Origin of the sequence: Paraburkholderia sp. BR13439 (genome assembly GCF_040948805.1) — a bacterium.
GTDB lineage: Bacteria > Pseudomonadota > Gammaproteobacteria > Burkholderiales > Burkholderiaceae > Paraburkholderia > Paraburkholderia youngii.
The window spans coordinates 237,385-252,484 of sequence record NZ_JBFPKN010000002.1 but is presented as its reverse complement, the minus strand read 5'-3'; the positions used below and the strand labels follow the sequence as shown (position 1 = coordinate 252,484).

Below are 15,100 nucleotides of genomic sequence, written 5' to 3'. Positions count from 1 at the left end.
CTCAGTAACCACCGTTCTGAATCGGACGCAGCGGGTTGTCGCTCGGCATATCCCCTGGCGGCATCACGACGTTCCCCGGCGGAAACGCGGGCGGCGGAGCCGGCGCTTGAGCGGGTGCAGGAGCGGCCGCGGGGGCCTGAGCCTGAGTGCCTGGCTGTGCCGCATTCGCGTCTGGGGCCGCAGCGGTCTCAGCCCCGCTCTGCTCCGCTCCCGGAACCGCCACAGGGCCCGGCGGCGTCGCTGGCACGCTCGGCAGTGTCGAGAAACGGCCACCGTAGGGCGCGGGCGGAGGCGTGGTGCGCGGCGCCGGCGGCAGTTGGCCGAACGAACTGGTCGGCGGCACCGTGCCGGAACCCTGCGCAGCGGCTTGGGAATCGCGTGACGCCCCTGTCGTGCCGCCGCCGACACTGCCGGGCGCACGCATCGCGGGAACCGGCACCTGTTGAGTCGCCTCGGCGCCCACCGGATCGAGCCGCAACTGCTCCGCATGCACATTCACGTCGGTCCCCGACCACAGCTCTTGCGTATCGGCGTCGGCGGATTGCTGCGGACGCACGATATGCGGCGTAATCTGCAGCACGATTTCCGTCTTCAAGTGGTCGCCATTGTGATTCGAGAACAGGCGCCCGAGCACGGGCAACTGTCCAAGCCCCGGCACTTTGTCGGCGGTCACGCGGTCCTCATCCTGAATCAGGCCGCCGAGAATCTGGCTCTCGCCATCGCGCACCCGCAGACTCGTCGACGCACTGCGCGTGCCGATCTGATAGGCGAGCGAAGTGAGCCCCGTTGAGGAGTTACTGTTGGAAATCGTCTTGGTGATGTTGCTGACTTCGAGGTTCAGCTTCATACCCACGTCGCCGTCACGGTAGACCTGCGGCTCAACCTCGAGCTTGATACCGACATCGAGGTACTGAATGGTTTGTGCGAAAGACGGCCCGCTCGTGCTCGGCGTGCTCGAACTCGAAATCACCGGTACCTTGTCGCCGATCAGGATCCGCGCCTTTTCCTTGTTGCGCGCGCGAATGCGCGGGCTCGCCAGCAGGTTGGCATCGACGTCGCTGAGCTTGAAGTTCGCTGTGGCCGACAGACCGCTGACGTTATATGCATTGAGCGGCAAATGACGCAACGCGCCCCACGTGTCCACGGTAGACGGCGTCGACATCGTAAATGTATTAGGCCACTCGATACCGAGGTCGGTCAGCCGGTCGTGGGACACCTCCAGAACCTTCACTTCCAGCATCACCTCAGGCTCCGGCAGATCCTGCGCCGCGATCATATCCTCGGCGACGCGAATCGTGTCCGGCGTGCCCCGGATCGTGACGGTATTGGCGCGCTCGTCGACGACCACCTCCTTGATCTTCAACAGGCTTTTCAATAGCGACTGGACCTGCTTGGCTTCGACGTTCGACAACTGGAATGTGCGCACTTTCAGCTCCTGGTATTCGAGCTGCTTCGCAGCGGTAGCCGGGTAGATGAAAAGCGTGTTCGCGTTGAGCTGTTTCTTGTCGAGCTGGTTCTGCATCAGGATCATGTTGACCGTGTCCTGCAGCGACGCGTTGGTCACGAAGATCGTGGTCTTCAGGTCGGCACGCACGTCCCGATCGAAGATCACGTTCAAGCCCGAGGTCCTCGACAACGCTTCAAACACCATCCGTACATTCGCGTCGCGGAACTGCAGCGTCACCGGTGTGCGCATGATCGACGAAGCGGCAATCTCCTCATCTTTCGCCGCACGTTGCTGCTGCCGTTTTTCGTCGATCTCCTGCGCCATCTGCAGCGCCATCGCATTGGTTGGATTCTGGGCCAGCACGCGGTGAATGCGTTCGGAAGCCAACGTATATGAACCGCGCCGCATCATCCGGTCGGCCTCCTGCAGCGAGACCAGATCGCGGCGATCCCGATCGATCGCTGCGCCGATATTGCGCCCGCGTTCGCTGTTCGGATCGAGCTGGCTGGCCGCGTAGAGCTTCTGGATCGCCACATCGAATTGATAGCTCTGACGCAACTGGTCGGCTTCGTCGAGCAGCGCATTGACCTTATGATCGCGGTCGCGCAGATAGTTGAGCTGCAACTCGGCGTTGGTCGGATCGCTCTCACGGGTCGGCGAATGAATGCAGCCGCTGAAGGCAAGCATGGTTGCGATGCTCAGCAACGCGAGCCGCCCCGCGGCCCAATTGACAGTGGGACGCTGGTCGCCAGGCGATCGGGCAGCCGACAGATGTTTGCACGAGCCGCTGTCACCGTGGCGGCTCTCACCCCGGTTGCGTGCGGTTTTCATTTATTGTCCTTCGCTTGCGTGGTTAGTATCTGTCTCTCATTGAGAGGCAGATAAGTCAGCACGACGCCACTCTCCGAAATCGACTCGATGCGATACTGCTCGTCGATGACTTCACCCGGCGAAACGATCAGCAGGCGATCGCCGTTGCTGAGGAAAACCTGGGGTTTTGCCGCTTTGGCGTCGAGTTCGCCGAGGTAGGTAAACGGCACGGGCGGCGCGGTGGGCGGCGCAACGGGCTCCGGTGGCGCGGGGGCCACGACCACGGGCGGCGGTGGCGGCAGCCACGACGACGCGGCGAACGGATTGTTCGCCGATTCAAGCGAGAGTGGCGTACGCAGCGCGCGGAGTTTGTCGCGCGCTGTCGGTGCTGATTTCGCTGACCCGGTCGTTTTGACCGGAATCGGCGAACTTGCTGAAATTGCTGAACTCGCGGCGTTTGTCGCATTTGCCATGCTTGGCGGCTTCGCTGCGTTCACTGCGCTCGCCACACTCGCGACATTCGGTGCACTTGCCACAGCCGGCGCAGCAACCGGCACCGCACCGGCCGCACGCGCCGCCTCGTCGCGATGCAAGGCAACCATCCGCAGCGCAGCCCCGCTGCGAAGCGCGCCTTTCATCACAGTCACGACCGTCGGCGTGCGCAGCACGGGTTTCAGCTCACGCAAAGACATCCCTACCGCAGCGATCGCGCAGACCATCAGCAACACGCGGCCGACGAGATCGGGCTTCATGGCTGCGCTGCCCGATAGACGAGTTCGAAGCGCACCCGCGCATCCAGTACGTTGCCATCTACCGCGGGGCGCTCGACATGGATCTCGCGCAACGCCGCGTTCGGTACGTTATTGAGCACCGACGCCAGAAAACGCCGGATCGCACCATACTGATCCTTGACCGGCAGCAGCATCTGATAGCGCACAAAATGCGCGCTTGAATCGTTCGTCACGAGATACTCGGCCGAGCCGAGCGTCAGGTTGCTGTCGTGCGCCTGGGCGAGGATCGTCGCAATATCGTCGGCGCTCTGCGCGAAACCCGGGAACAGTTCGGGTAACGCATGAAGTGAAACCGCGTCGACAACCGCCGCACGCTCGGCGTCGGCATGACGCGCCCTGGCGGGGTGCGCAAGACGCTCGGAGTCGCGCAGTTCGTGCGAATCGACGTTTGCGTCGACTCGCATAGCCGCTACGGCGACCACCGCCGCCGCCCCCAGCAGCAATGCGCCGAGCAAGCCCGGCAGTCCGAGCGTGCGCCGCAGCTCGAAACGCCACGTGAGCAACCTGTCCTCCATCCGAGCGCCGTTCATGACTTTCTCCAGACGGCGGTAATCTGAAAGCGCACCGGCGTACCAGGCACATTGGTTTCGATAACGTGATCGTTGAGCACGGCTTCGCGCAGCAGCACACTGTCCTGCAGATACCGGAGGTACGCGATCATCGCGTCGAAGTTCTTCGCTTCCGCCGTGATACGGATCTGGCTTTGCGCAGGACTCTGATCGATGCCTATCAGCGCGACGTCGTGGTCCGGATAGTCCTCGACGATCGACAGCAGGTCCTGCCACGGCACGGTCAGCTCGCGCAACACCGCGAGGCTCTGGTTCTCCGCGAGCCGCGTGGCCGGCGTCGGCGGCGTCTTCGCGGAGTGCGATTCCGCAAACAGCCGGCGCCTCTGCGCGTCCTGTTGCGCTTGCACGCGGTCGCTTTCGTCGTAGGCGTGCCAGAGCCGTTCACCACTCACCAGCAACAACAGGCTGGCGACACACAGCAGCACCATCCCCGCCGGAGCGCCCTGCAAGCGGCGACGGCCAAAATCGATGTGAAGGCGGGGCATCATCGCGCGGCCTCCATCAAACGATACGCGACCGGCTTGTCCATCGCCGGTTGCGCGACGCTCTGCGTCGCGCAAAAGCGCCCCTCGAATGGCGCAGGATCCAATTCGGCGCCGCACAGACATATTCTGCATTCCTCGCGTTTCCCGCTCGTTCGTCCGGCGAGACGCTCGAACGACTGTTCGGCGTGTGCGGCGATCCGCTCGGCGTCGCTGGCGTCGCCGGGAAAAATACGCTGCGAGTCATAGGCGACCCAACGGTTCTCCTCGAACAGCACAGCCTGCATCAGCGTGTCCGCGACGAACAACAGCAGCGCCGTGCCGGCACCGGCGGCGGCGTCCTGCACGCGATTGAGCAATTCTGGCAGGCATAGCTTGAGAGACCGGACGTCGACGCCCGCAGCCATCCCCGCATCGTGGATGCCGTCGTGCAGCGTGCAAGCGATGGCACTCGCGAAGACCGCATGACCCCCGCGCTGCACCGAAAAGCGCACCTGCACGGACTCGGCCTCGATGCCATACAGATCAGAGAAGTGAGCGAGCACGATCTGGTTGGTTTCGCTTGCGCTCAGTGTGCGGAAGTCGCCTCGCAAGATGGCGTGGCTCGCCCAGAAATCGTCCAGCATGATGTGCGCCTGGCGTTTGACCAACACCGTGCGCGCCGTCTGCCCGGCGTCGGCGGCTAATGCAATGTTCAACGCGTCGAGCACGCCTCTTTCGGTGAAGCACTGCTCATCGGGAATGGCAACGCTCTTGGGTTCCGCAAGCGCTGCGGCATGACGGCGCGCAACCCTCCAGCGCGGCGCCGTCGCCGCCATGACCAGTTCGCGTGTACCGACGCCGATGGCGAGCGGACTATTCAACCATGGTGACACGGTTGATCTCCTCGAGTGTGGTTTCGCCCTGCTTCACGAGCGAGAGCGCGGCCGTGCGCATGGTCTGCATCCCATAGCGCAGTGCGGCTGCCTTGATGTGCCCAAGTGGCGCGCGCTCCGATAACAATTGCCGCAACTCGTCGTTCATGCGCAGCGTTTCCGCGACCGCGCGGCGCCCGCGATAGCCGCTGCCACGGCAAGCCGCGCAACCGGCGCCGTGGCGAAAACGGTAGCTGCCCACGTTGTCCGGATCGATGCCGGAACGGGCCAATGTGTCTCGATCGACCGTGTCGTCCACCACGCAGTCGGCACAGCACTGGCGCAACAGCCGCTGCGCGATCACGCCATTCAGGGCCGACACGAAGCTGTACGGATCGACGTCCATGTTCGTGAAGCGGCCTATCACGTCGAACACGTTGTTCGCGTGCACCGTCGTGAACACCTGGTGTCCGGTCAACGCCGCCTGCACGGCGATTTGCGCGGTTTCAGGATCGCGGATTTCACCGACCATGATCTTGTCCGGATCGTGCCGCAGGATCGATCGCAGTCCGCGGGCGAACGTCAGTCCCTTCGCTTCATTCACCGGTATCTGCAGGATGTCCCCCAGTTGATATTCAACTGGGTCCTCGATCGTGACGATCTTTTCCAGGCCGTCGTTGATCTCGGTGAGAATCGCGTACAACGTCGTCGTTTTGCCGCTGCCCGTCGGCCCCGTCACCAGCAGCATTCCGTAGGGCATGGACGCCACCGAGCGCATGAAGCGCGTGTCGTCGCTACGGAATCCCAGTGTTTCGAGTGTCAATCCGCCCGGCGCCTGCGAAAGCTGATAACGGTCGAGAATGCGCAGGACCGCATCTTCGCCGAACTGGTTCGGCATGATCGACACGCGAAAGTCGATTTCGCGGCCCGCGTACACCGCCTTGAAGCGACCGTCCTGCGGCACGCGGCGCTCCGCGATGTCGAGCTCGGAGATGACCTTCACGCGCGACAGCACCTGGTCCGCGACATCGCGTCCCTCGGCACGGCCGACCACGGTCAGCACGCCATCCACCCGGCACTTGATCTTCAGCCCGTTTGCACGGCACTCGAGATGGATGTCGCTCGCCATCATCTTCAACGCGTCGTAGATGGTGGAGTTGAGCAGACGCACCACGGCGCTGTCGTCGCTGCTGATGCCCTGCAACGTGAGCGCGAGCGAAGCGGGATCGGCGGTGTGCTGCACCTCATCGTCGAGGGCGAGCGAATCCATCGCGCGCACGTCTTTTTCGCGCATGGCGAGCCACGCGGTGAGGTCACCGACGCTCGCCAGCGCCCAGCTATACCGCGAAGTGGGCCGCGCCCGCATCCGGTGCTCCATCACGCCGCGCGTGCGGGCGTCGAGCGGATCGGCGATCACGAACAGCAGCGCGCCGTTCTGATCCGGCTCGCGAAAGCACACGCACAACCGGGTGGTGGCTTCGACGAACGGCAGTACCTCGAAATCCGCTTCCAGCCGGTTCAATTCCTGCATGCCGATCGACTTCATGCGGAACTGCCCGGCGAGCCGATCCACCATTTCGTCGGCGCTTAGCGACGCCTGCACCATCAACTCTTCCAGTGCGCGAATGCCCGAGCCGTGCCTGTCGCTGAGCGCGCGCAGCGCGTCACGCAATTCAACGCCCTGAGATTGCGGTGCCTCGCTGATCGTATCCATGCGTTTCCCCTCGACACGGCCTACTGGATGCTCGACGCAATTTCAAAGATCGGCATGTACATCAACACGACAATCCCTCCGATCACCACGCCGATGAAAATCATCATCGCCGGCTCGATCAGCCGCGAAATCAGATCGATCGTGCGCGACACTTGCGCTTCCTGGAATGCGGCGATTCTGTCGAGAACAGGACCCAGGCCACCGGTCTTCTCAGCGACGGTCAGCAAGCGATAGGTAATCGCGTTGGCGAGACCCGCTTGCTGGAACGCGTCGGAGATCCTCGCGCCATTGCGTACCTGCTGCATGGCACTTTCCACGGCCGTCTGATCGGCCCGGCTCACCAGTCCACTGGCGAGTGTGAAGGCACGCGTGGCGGGAATGCCGCCTTCGACCAGCATCGCTGTAGTGCGAAAAAACTGCGACTGCCGAAACACCCGGAAGTGCAGACCAATACCGGGCAAGGCGAGCAGGCGATCCGCGATCCAGTTGCGCGCGGCGGCCCGGCGCAGCGCGACGGCGACCGTCACCGCCAGCACGGCGAGGCCCACACTGAGCGCCATTCCGTGGGCATGCACCATACCGCCCCAGGCCATCAGCAATTGCGAGAGCAGCGGCAGCTCGCGTCCGCTATGCTCGAGCAGGGTCGCAAAGCGCGGCACGACGAAACCCAGCAGAAACAGCACGACGGCCGCGCCTACGAGCAGTAGCACGGATGGATAGATCGCGGCCGACACCACGCGGCCGCGCAGTTCGTGAAGCAGCGCACTGTTGCGTGAATAGCGCGTCAGACTGTCGGCAAGACCGCCGGTCTGTTCGCTCGCTTTCACGCACGCCACGAGGATAGGGGGAAACACGCGGCTAGCATGCTCGAGCGCCGCGGACAGCGAGTGCCCTTCTTCGAGCTGCCGCAGCAAATCGCCATACACCTCCGCCGACGCCTCGCGGCGCTCATTGCCGCGTAGCGTGCGCAATGCGTCGATCACGCCGACGCCGGCATCGAGCAAGGCCGCGAGTTCGCGCGCGAACAGCTCGACGTTGAATTTCGCGCCCGGCATCGCGCTCCAGCCAGACCGGCGCTGACCTCGCGCTTGCGCACGTACCGACACCACGCGCAATCCCCTTGCGCGCGCGAGCGCTATCGCGGCTGCGGACGAATCGCAGTCGACGCGAAGCGTTTGCACTGAACCGCTGGTATCGAAGCCGCGCAGCAGGTACTTCACGTCGATTCTCCTCGCTCAGAGCCGCACTACCAGGACGTGACGTTCGTGTTCTCACCGGTGCCGCCCACCTTGCCGTCCTTACCAAGCGAGTACAGGTCGTAGTCGCCATGCTCGCCGGGCGAGCGGTAATGGTAGGGGCGACCCCACGGATCCGGCGGCACCGCTTTCTGCAGATACGGGCCACTCCAGTTCGTTGCGTCCTGAGGTTTGGTCATCAGCGCCTGAAGGCCCTCCTCGGTCGTCGGATAGACGCCCATGTCGAGCCTGTATTGATCGAGCGCCTTGCTCAACGAGTCGATCTGGGCCCGCGCGATCTTGGTGTTCGACTTGCCAACCTGTTCGAAATAGCGCGGCGCGACCAGCCCCGCGAGCAAGCCGATGATGACCATGACCACGAGCAGTTCGAGCAGCGTGAAACCGCCGTTGCGCCGACGTGCATCGCCAATGCGTGGAGGGAGCGTCACGCTGCTGCGCATGGCGGCCCTGACCGGGAAAGATTCGTTGCGCACGGTGCCCCCTCTCTGTCGACCCACCGGCCCGATAACACCAGAGCCGTTTTGCTCATTCTTGTTCAGGTGGACACCGGCAAGAAGTAGGGAGACCAGACCAAAGGGATGGGTAAAGACCCTCCAGTTCCCGCGTCGTTCACAGGAAGCGATCGAGCGCGCGTGCCGGTTTCGACAACGGCAGCACACCCATGTCGAGCGCGATCAGCACGAGGCCGGTGACGTTCGTCACGTCGAGCTTGCGCATCAGGCTCGCGCGGTGCTTTTCGATGGTCTTCGGGCTGAGTTGCAGATACTCGCCGACCTGCCGATTGGTGCAGCCTTCCGCGACAAGCCTCAGCACCGCGCGTTCGCGAGCGGTCAAGGTGTGCCATAGCTGCGCATGGCGCGAAACGCCTGGCAGCGGATCGCACGATACGCCGTTCCCGGCATGCTGTTCGAACGCGGGGTTGCGTTTGCCCTCCATCACGAGGCGCATTTCGCCGACGAGTTCTTCGAACGAGGCGTCCTTGATCACGTAGCCATCGGCGCCCGCCGCGAACGCCTCCTGCACGTGCTCGTCGCTGCTGTGGATCGTCAGCGCGATGATCCGCACCTGCGGTATCCGATACTTGATCACGGCAATGGCCTCGATGCCGCTCATGCCAGGCATCGAGAGATCCATCAGGATCAGATCGGGCCGGATGGCCCAGGCGAGACTGCACGCCTTGATACCGTCGGTCGCCTCGCCCGCGACGGTGTAGTCAGGCAGGGAGGACACCATCGTACGGAGACCGCCGCGCAACAGATGCTGATCCTCGGCGATCAGTACGTGATAAGTCGTCGCCACTTTGCTCGCTCCTGGCGGCCCCCCATGACTAGTTCGAGGCGACGACGTCGTGGTAAGCACTCAGCAGTTCGGCCGGCGTTGCGAGACCGTCCAGACGCAGCCACGGCTTGCCGGGTGCCGCGCGGAAAAAGACCACGGCGGTGTGATTCATCTTGTCGCCACGATAGACGTTGAACGCGCGTTGAGCCGCGATACTAGCCTCGACGGTGCCGGTGTAGTGCTGCCACTCGGGGCCGGCATCGAAGCGGGCGGCGTAGGCCTTCAGGCGGGCTGTCGTGTCCTCTTCGGGATCGATCGAGATCGACACGAGATGAACCTTGTCACGGTCGGCGCCGAGCCTCGCTTGCAATTCCTCGAAGGTTTGACTGACCATTGGGCATATCGTCGTGCAACTCGTGTAGATGAACGTCAGGATGACCGGACGGCCGTCGTTCAGCTCGTCGGGGAGCGAAACAGCTTTGCCGTCGTCGCGAACCAGCGTCACCGCGGGCAGTGTGTATTGCACACTCGAGCGCACCGTGCCCGTGGTCATGTCATGGTGGTGATGCATTTGCATCGCGGTGTCGTGGGCCATCTCATGGGCCATCTTCCCGGCAGGCGCCGGCTGCATGTCCGTCACCTGATGACGTTGCACCTCGATCGCGGCGCCATCGGCGACGTCTTCGGCAGTCGCGGCCACGGCGCCGACGCCTGTCAGCCCTGCGCCGGTCAGCACGAGCGCGCCGATCATCCATGTGCGGTTCGTCTTCATGGGGTCTCCTGAGATAATGGAATGGCAATGGCGCGATGCAAGCAGCACAGCGACGCACCCGGCCGTTCAATTCAGTCTCATGAAATCGCCCGCGCACGTCATTGGATAAAGTCCCCCAAAGCGCGGTAGGGTACGTCTACCAGCGGTAACATCCACCCCGCATAAAGCGGAGTGTCCCCCGCGCGACGTGCGTAGTTGTCCCGTTGGCAGAGCGACGTGCGCGGACCTACAATTCATAACCAATGCTCAAGGTTTCCTTAAGCAAACTCGCTGGGGAGATCCCATGCAGGCACCTCCGCCCGCTGCACGGCAACTGAGGTTGCGCGACCTTGTCGATGCGATGCGCAAGCTTGGGATCGCGGCGCGACTCGACGAAACGCGACTGGACAACGTCACTGACGCGCGCGGCGCCGCGCTTGCGATCCTGTCGGCGCATGGCGCGTTCCTGTCGGTGAACCGCAGCGCCGCAGCGTTGCTCGGATACGCGAACGGCGAACTCGTCGGCCGCTCGCTGCTGGACATGGCGCCCGAGGGTGAACGCGCATCGCTCGCCGCTCAGCTATCGGTCGATCCCGCTCACGAGTTTGCTCCGATCACCACGATGCTGACCTTGCGCAATGGCCGTCCCACCTTGCTGTTACTGCACCGCCAACCGATCGCGTCCGACGAGGCGCAGCAGAAACCGCCCGATGGGCAAGCCGCGCAACTGATGCTCTTCGAGGAACCCCTTGCAGCCGATGCCTCGCTTGCGCCTGGCGTCCATCTCCCCGAAGCGGCGGCCCGCGATCGGCTGAAGTATCTGATGATCGGTCAGCAACGCGAGCGTCAACGCCTCGCCGCCGAACTGCACGACGGTCTAGGCCAGGCGCTCACGCTGATCAAGCTGATGGTCGAGGACTCGCGCATGCGCCTGCGTCGCGGACAAGCCGAAGACGCCGCGCAAAAGCTCGACGCCACCGTCCTGCAAGTGCGCGAGGCGATCGGCGAGATGCGACAGATTTGCGGCGAACTTCGTCCGCTAGCACTCGACCGGCTGGGTCTCGCCGTCGCGTTGAACACGCTGTGCCGGCGCGTCGAGCGCAGTGCCGAAGGCCTGGCGGTGAACTTCCGCTGCGACGTCGACGACCGCGATGTGCCCGACTACCTGAAGGCGGACATTTTCCGCCTCGCTCAGGAAGCCCTCAATAACATCGTCAAGCATGCAGCGGCAACCGAGATCCGACTCACCCTGCAACGGATCGACACCGGTCTGCTGCTCACCGTTCAGGACAACGGCACCGGCTACGACACGCGCCCCCTGTCACCTGAAGACATCGGTTCGATGGGCCTCGGCCTCGCCGGTATGCAACACCGTGTCGAATCGCAGGGTGGCTTTCTCTCGATCCACTCTTCCGACGCCATCGGCACACTCGTATCGGCGAGTTGGACGCTTTGACGGACACCGCCGGCTCGCCCACGCGCGCTGCCCTCATCCGGCTGCTGGTCCACTGAGCCTCGACGCTGGCAGTTCCTCGACATCGCCGGGGGCCGCTGGCGGCTCCGGATGCGCAACCGGCGGCTGGACTGGCTTGTCGGAATCGCGTTCCGCGCATTTGGTCGCGAGCGAGGTCAACAGCCCCATGCTGATCGCGACCAGCACGAGTTCCGTCAGATTCTCGATGGCGAGCTTGTGCATCACGCTCGCCCGATACTTCTCGATCGTCTTCGGGCTGAGGTTTAGATATTCTCCGACCTGCCGGTTGGTACGCCCTTCAGCAATCAGCTTCAGCACACTGCGCTCGCGCGCCGTGAGAATGTCCCACGCGTTCTTCGGCGCCACTGCTTCCCGGCCGGTAATGAAAGAGTCGACCATGTAGCCGTACACATCGGCGCTCAGATGCTTTTTTCCCTGCATCACCGCGCGCATCGCAACAATCAGTTCGTCGAACGAAACATCTTTCAGCACATAACCGTCGACGCCCGCACGCAGCGCTTCACGCACGTACTCTTCGTTTTGATGCACGGTGAGCGCCAGGATACGCACGTGAGGCGAACGGCGCTTGATCGCCGCGCTCGCGTCGATGCCGTTCATGCCGCGCATCGACAGATCCATCAGGATCAGATCAGGATTGAGCGCCATCGCGAACTGGCAGGCTTGCTTGCCGTCCGTCGCCTCTCCGACAACAGGAAATTCGCCTTGTGCTGACAGCATCGAGCACAATCCTTTTCGCAGCAGATCATGATCCTCGCTGACCAGGACGCGATATTTGGTATTCACGATCCCCACTCCTCGTTAGAGCATGGACGGTTGATTCATCAACCGTAAGCGCCTGTGGCAGGACGATTTTCTTCTTTCAAATATTTCTTTCTAATTCCTTGGATATTTCTTTCCAATAAATTAATATCTTCTTACTTTGACTTGACATATTTTTTTGACCCCATCCGATCGCCCGCGCGGCTTGCTGTGCAAGGTTCGCGCCATCTGGCTCGCGCCCTTTTCCAGATTCGGGAAGCACGTCTAAACGTTTAATTGGATTAATTAAGTCGGCGAAAAACGTTTCAAAACAGATACGTTCGACTGAAAAACTGATTTTGGTAATAACAGGAATAAAGTGCGTTTTTCCTGTATTTCCCGCATGCGAGGCAGTACAAACTACGCCATCCGTCCCTATCGGAACTATTTTCCTTCCTTGCAGCGAATGACGAACAGTAGCCAAGCCTGACGGATCTCACGATTCGTTACAAACGTAACATTTCTGCAAATCAGAAAATACCCCACCCGGCGCACCTCCAAAAGTAGGAGGGTGCCCCATTGCTCAGGTCCTTTTGCGCGATTCACAATGACGACGCGGAGGGATGTCGAACATGCGCAAGCGCTTTTCTTTGCTGTCGGCGAGTACGCTTCGGGCGGTCATGATGGCCCTCGGCATGACATCAACTGGGCTCGCGCATGCGGACATCTTTGGCGCGGTCGACAGCCAAGGTGCGATCGTCCTGACCAATACACCGGGCACGGCGGGACTGCGCGTGATCGTCGCGGGAGACCCGCCGCCCGAACGAAGTGCGAAACGTACAAACAGCACATTCAGCGCCGTGATCGAAGAAGCAAGCCGCACCTTTCGCGTGGCGCCCGAACTGCTGCGCGCGGTGATCGACGTCGAGTCGCGCTACGACCCGAATGCCGTATCGGACAAAGGTGCCCAAGGTCTCATGCAGTTGATGCCCGACACCGCGCGGCGCTTTTCGGGCGGCAACATGTTCAATCCCCGCGACAACGTGCTGGCAGGCGCGCGCTATCTACGCTTCCTGCTCGATCTCTTCCAGGACGACATGGAACTTGCGCTGGCCGCGTACAACGCGGGCGAGAACGCCGTGATTCGGGCCGGCTATCGCATCCCTTCGATCCCCGAGACGCGTCAGTACGTGCCGCGCGTGCTGGACCGCTACCGGCGTCTGCTGACGGTCAGCGGCTGATGCGCGCCGGCGGCGCTGTCATGCCGCCCTGCCCGGCTGCTACGGCACGATCCACGCGCTATCGGCAACGACACGCGTGTCCTCGGGTTGCGCAAAGCGAACGAGATAACCGCCCTTCGAGGCAAAGCGCTGACCCGGCGCGAGCGTCAGGCGCGGATAGTAGCCCGTCAGGATCCGATGGTCGAGCATGTCATCGACGCGTTCTACCAGGTAGTCTCTGACGAACGCATCGACCATGTGACTGAGGGTCTCGGCGAGCAGCCCGCACGCGAGATAGGTATCCGCCTGAACGCGCTCGTCGACGATCTGAATATGCCTGATCGCGAACCAGCCGAACGCGTAATCGACACGCACGCGTCGTCCCTCGGGCAGGTCGACCGGATAGGCGATACGCGCGGCGTCGCGCCACCTTTGCGGCAAGGGTATGCGGTCGAGGCCACCCATCAGTCCCGACACGAAGACCTGAGTCGAAGCGGGCGGCTTGCCCGCGACCGCCGCGATATCAGGTGGCCGCAGCCACAGCACCAGCGCATCTGTTCCACGCGCACCGCGAAGCGCTTCGGCAACGCTATCGCCCGGCGCGAGCCTGTGGCTCGATACGCTCACGCCGTGGTCCTTCAGTGCGCTCGCGAGCGCAAGCGCTGCCGCCTCGCCGCTGTCGCCCGCGCGATACACCTGGCGTACGGTCTTCACCATGCCAGCCGGTGAGCCGCTATTCGCGTCGAGAATACGCTTCGCGATCAGCCCGGCCTCGAGCAGAACGCCCTTCGAGAAATACATCGAGTAAAAGTCCTGGTCGGTCTCGACTGGCACGTCGACGTTGGGAAAGAGGCACGGCACCGCTTCCTGCTCGCAGAAGTCGTGAACGGGCGCCCAGTTCTTGCCGCCGATTCCCGACAACACCGCAAATACGGGTTGCTGCGTCAGATACGCCTTCAACTGCTCGTGCCAGGTCTCGGGTGGGCCGTGCAGTTCCCACACATGCAACTCCCAGCGTCGGTTGACCATGAACATCATCTTGCGCGAGGTGCGCAGCGGCGGCGTTGCGCCGAGCGGCGAAGCGTTCTTGTCGGCGAAATAGTGTTCCAGCACGTCGAGCATGCCGCGCCGTTTCACCGGATCCGCGTCCGGTGTGATGATCGTCGCGAAGTGCAGCACGGTATCCGTGACGCCCGGCGCCCTGCGCCTGTCGAGCCGCTTCAGATAGCCGATCAACGCCGCCATGTCCGCGTCGTTCAGCGCGAACTGCGGCATCAGATTGCTGAGTGGCTTGCCCTCGGAGTCGACGCCTTCGCGGATTGCACGGGCGATCGTCGCGTCCGTGTACGGCTCGCGATTGGCCCGCATGCCGTCGACGTAGGGTATCTCCAGCTCCTCGGGATTCTGAACCCGCGGGTGGAACAGATACTGCCCGCTGATCGGTGGAATGGTGCTGTTGCCTTCGCGCGCGCCGAGCCCGCTGCGCCGGTGGCAATTCATGCATGCGACGGCGGCGCCTTGCATGCGCACGCCGCCATCGTGGCTCGCTTGAACCGCTTCCCCGGAGCCGGCAATGCCGCGCTGGTAGATCGACTCGCCGGCATCGATGGGAGGCGCGCCGCGCGCTTGTTGCACGCCGGCCAGCAGCAGCGCGGCAAGCGCGGCCGCTACCCCAAAGAACCCGGCGCGGCGCAT

General features: G+C 63.1%; 15 protein-coding genes. 2 read left to right on the top strand and 13 right to left on the bottom strand.

Going from position 1 to position 15,100, the window contains the following annotated elements:
* Position 1: 1 nt before the first annotated feature.
* The 10 genes from AB3X96_RS05060 to AB3X96_RS05015 all read right to left on the bottom strand — a co-directional run bounded on the left by AB3X96_RS05060 (position 2) and on the right by AB3X96_RS05015 (position 9,973).
* Positions 2-2,278 (bottom strand): secretin N-terminal domain-containing protein, encoded by a 2,277-nt coding sequence (locus tag AB3X96_RS05060; protein WP_368588834.1) that lies wholly within the window; start codon positions 2,276-2,278, stop codon positions 2-4.
* Positions 2,275-3,009 (bottom strand): hypothetical protein, encoded by a 735-nt coding sequence (locus tag AB3X96_RS05055; protein ID WP_368588833.1) that lies wholly within the window; start codon positions 3,007-3,009, stop codon positions 2,275-2,277. Before AB3X96_RS05055 ends, AB3X96_RS05060 begins: the two co-directional genes overlap by 4 nt.
* Positions 3,006-3,578: a hypothetical protein gene (locus AB3X96_RS05050; RefSeq protein WP_368588832.1), complete on the bottom strand. Its 573-nt coding sequence runs from the start codon at positions 3,576-3,578 to the stop codon at positions 3,006-3,008. The genes AB3X96_RS05055 and AB3X96_RS05050 overlap by 4 nt, the downstream gene beginning before the upstream one ends.
* Complete coding sequence (locus tag AB3X96_RS05045) at positions 3,575-4,105, bottom strand: PilN domain-containing protein (RefSeq protein WP_176119767.1); 531 nt, start codon at positions 4,103-4,105, stop codon at positions 3,575-3,577. The genes AB3X96_RS05050 and AB3X96_RS05045 overlap by 4 nt, the downstream gene beginning before the upstream one ends.
* Positions 4,102-4,974 (bottom strand): hypothetical protein, encoded by an 873-nt coding sequence (locus tag AB3X96_RS05040; protein ID WP_368588831.1) that lies wholly within the window; start codon positions 4,972-4,974, stop codon positions 4,102-4,104. The genes AB3X96_RS05045 and AB3X96_RS05040 overlap by 4 nt, the downstream gene beginning before the upstream one ends.
* A complete protein-coding gene (locus AB3X96_RS05035) occupies positions 4,955-6,667 on the bottom strand; it encodes a GspE/PulE family protein (protein WP_368588830.1) in 1,713 nt (570 codons plus the stop codon). The genes AB3X96_RS05040 and AB3X96_RS05035 overlap by 20 nt, the downstream gene beginning before the upstream one ends.
* A 20-nt stretch (positions 6,668-6,687) precedes the next feature.
* Positions 6,688-7,887 (bottom strand): type II secretion system F family protein, encoded by a 1,200-nt coding sequence (locus AB3X96_RS05030; RefSeq protein WP_368588829.1) that lies wholly within the window; start codon positions 7,885-7,887, stop codon positions 6,688-6,690.
* A 26-nt stretch (positions 7,888-7,913) separates the two neighbouring features.
* A complete protein-coding gene (gspG, locus tag AB3X96_RS05025) occupies positions 7,914-8,363 on the bottom strand; it encodes a type II secretion system major pseudopilin GspG (RefSeq protein WP_176378121.1) in 450 nt (149 codons plus the stop codon).
* Positions 8,364-8,532: 169 nt separating this feature from the next.
* On the bottom strand, positions 8,533-9,222 hold the full coding sequence (locus tag AB3X96_RS05020) for a response regulator (RefSeq protein WP_368588828.1): 690 nt from the start codon (positions 9,220-9,222) through the stop codon (positions 8,533-8,535).
* Between the two features lie 28 nt (positions 9,223-9,250).
* On the bottom strand, positions 9,251-9,973 hold the full coding sequence (locus AB3X96_RS05015; RefSeq protein WP_368588827.1) for an SCO family protein: 723 nt from the start codon (positions 9,971-9,973) through the stop codon (positions 9,251-9,253).
* 283 nt (positions 9,974-10,256) lie between these two features.
* Between AB3X96_RS05015 and AB3X96_RS05010 the strand changes: the two genes are divergently transcribed.
* Complete coding sequence (locus tag AB3X96_RS05010; protein ID WP_368588826.1) at positions 10,257-11,408, top strand: histidine kinase; 1,152 nt, start codon at positions 10,257-10,259, stop codon at positions 11,406-11,408.
* A 33-nt stretch (positions 11,409-11,441) separates the two neighbouring features.
* On the opposite strand, the gene AB3X96_RS05005 is transcribed toward AB3X96_RS05010, so the two are convergent.
* Positions 11,442-12,230, bottom strand: coding sequence for a response regulator transcription factor (locus AB3X96_RS05005; protein ID WP_176108491.1), 789 nt, complete (start codon positions 12,228-12,230; stop codon positions 11,442-11,444).
* Between the two features lie 76 nt (positions 12,231-12,306).
* Complete coding sequence (locus AB3X96_RS05000) at positions 12,307-12,669, bottom strand: hypothetical protein (protein WP_368588825.1); 363 nt, start codon at positions 12,667-12,669, stop codon at positions 12,307-12,309.
* 196 nt (positions 12,670-12,865) lie between these two features.
* On the opposite strand from AB3X96_RS05000, the gene AB3X96_RS04995 reads away from it, so the two are divergent.
* Positions 12,866-13,426 carry a lytic transglycosylase domain-containing protein gene (locus AB3X96_RS04995; RefSeq protein ID WP_368589068.1) on the top strand — a complete coding sequence of 187 codons (561 nt, stop codon included), beginning with the start codon at positions 12,866-12,868 and terminating at the stop codon, positions 13,424-13,426.
* Between the two features lie 39 nt (positions 13,427-13,465).
* Here AB3X96_RS04995 and AB3X96_RS04990 read toward each other — a convergent pair whose 3' ends face one another.
* Positions 13,466-15,100, bottom strand: a complete 1,635-nt coding sequence (locus tag AB3X96_RS04990) for a cytochrome c (RefSeq protein ID WP_368588824.1) — start codon at positions 15,098-15,100, stop codon at positions 13,466-13,468.

Coding starts and splice junctions, on each gene's coding strand:
- AB3X96_RS05010 (WP_368588826.1), top strand. CDS start 10,257: ATGCAGGCACCTCCGCCCGCTGCACGGCAACTGAGGTTGCGCGACCTT.
- AB3X96_RS05035 (WP_368588830.1), bottom strand. CDS start 6,667: ATGGATACGATCAGCGAGGCACCGCAATCTCAGGGCGTTGAATTGCGT.
- AB3X96_RS05015 (WP_368588827.1), bottom strand. CDS start 9,973: ATGAAGACGAACCGCACATGGATGATCGGCGCGCTCGTGCTGACCGGC.
- AB3X96_RS04995 (WP_368589068.1), top strand. CDS start 12,866: ATGATGGCCCTCGGCATGACATCAACTGGGCTCGCGCATGCGGACATC.
- AB3X96_RS04990 (WP_368588824.1), bottom strand. CDS start 15,100: ATGCGCCGCGCCGGGTTCTTTGGGGTAGCGGCCGCGCTTGCCGCGCTG.
- AB3X96_RS05060 (WP_368588834.1), bottom strand. CDS start 2,278: ATGAAAACCGCACGCAACCGGGGTGAGAGCCGCCACGGTGACAGCGGC.
- AB3X96_RS05055 (WP_368588833.1), bottom strand. CDS start 3,009: ATGAAGCCCGATCTCGTCGGCCGCGTGTTGCTGATGGTCTGCGCGATC.
- gspG (WP_176378121.1), bottom strand. CDS start 8,363: ATGCGCAGCAGCGTGACGCTCCCTCCACGCATTGGCGATGCACGTCGG.
- AB3X96_RS05050 (WP_368588832.1), bottom strand. CDS start 3,578: ATGAACGGCGCTCGGATGGAGGACAGGTTGCTCACGTGGCGTTTCGAG.
- AB3X96_RS05045 (WP_176119767.1), bottom strand. CDS start 4,105: ATGATGCCCCGCCTTCACATCGATTTTGGCCGTCGCCGCTTGCAGGGC.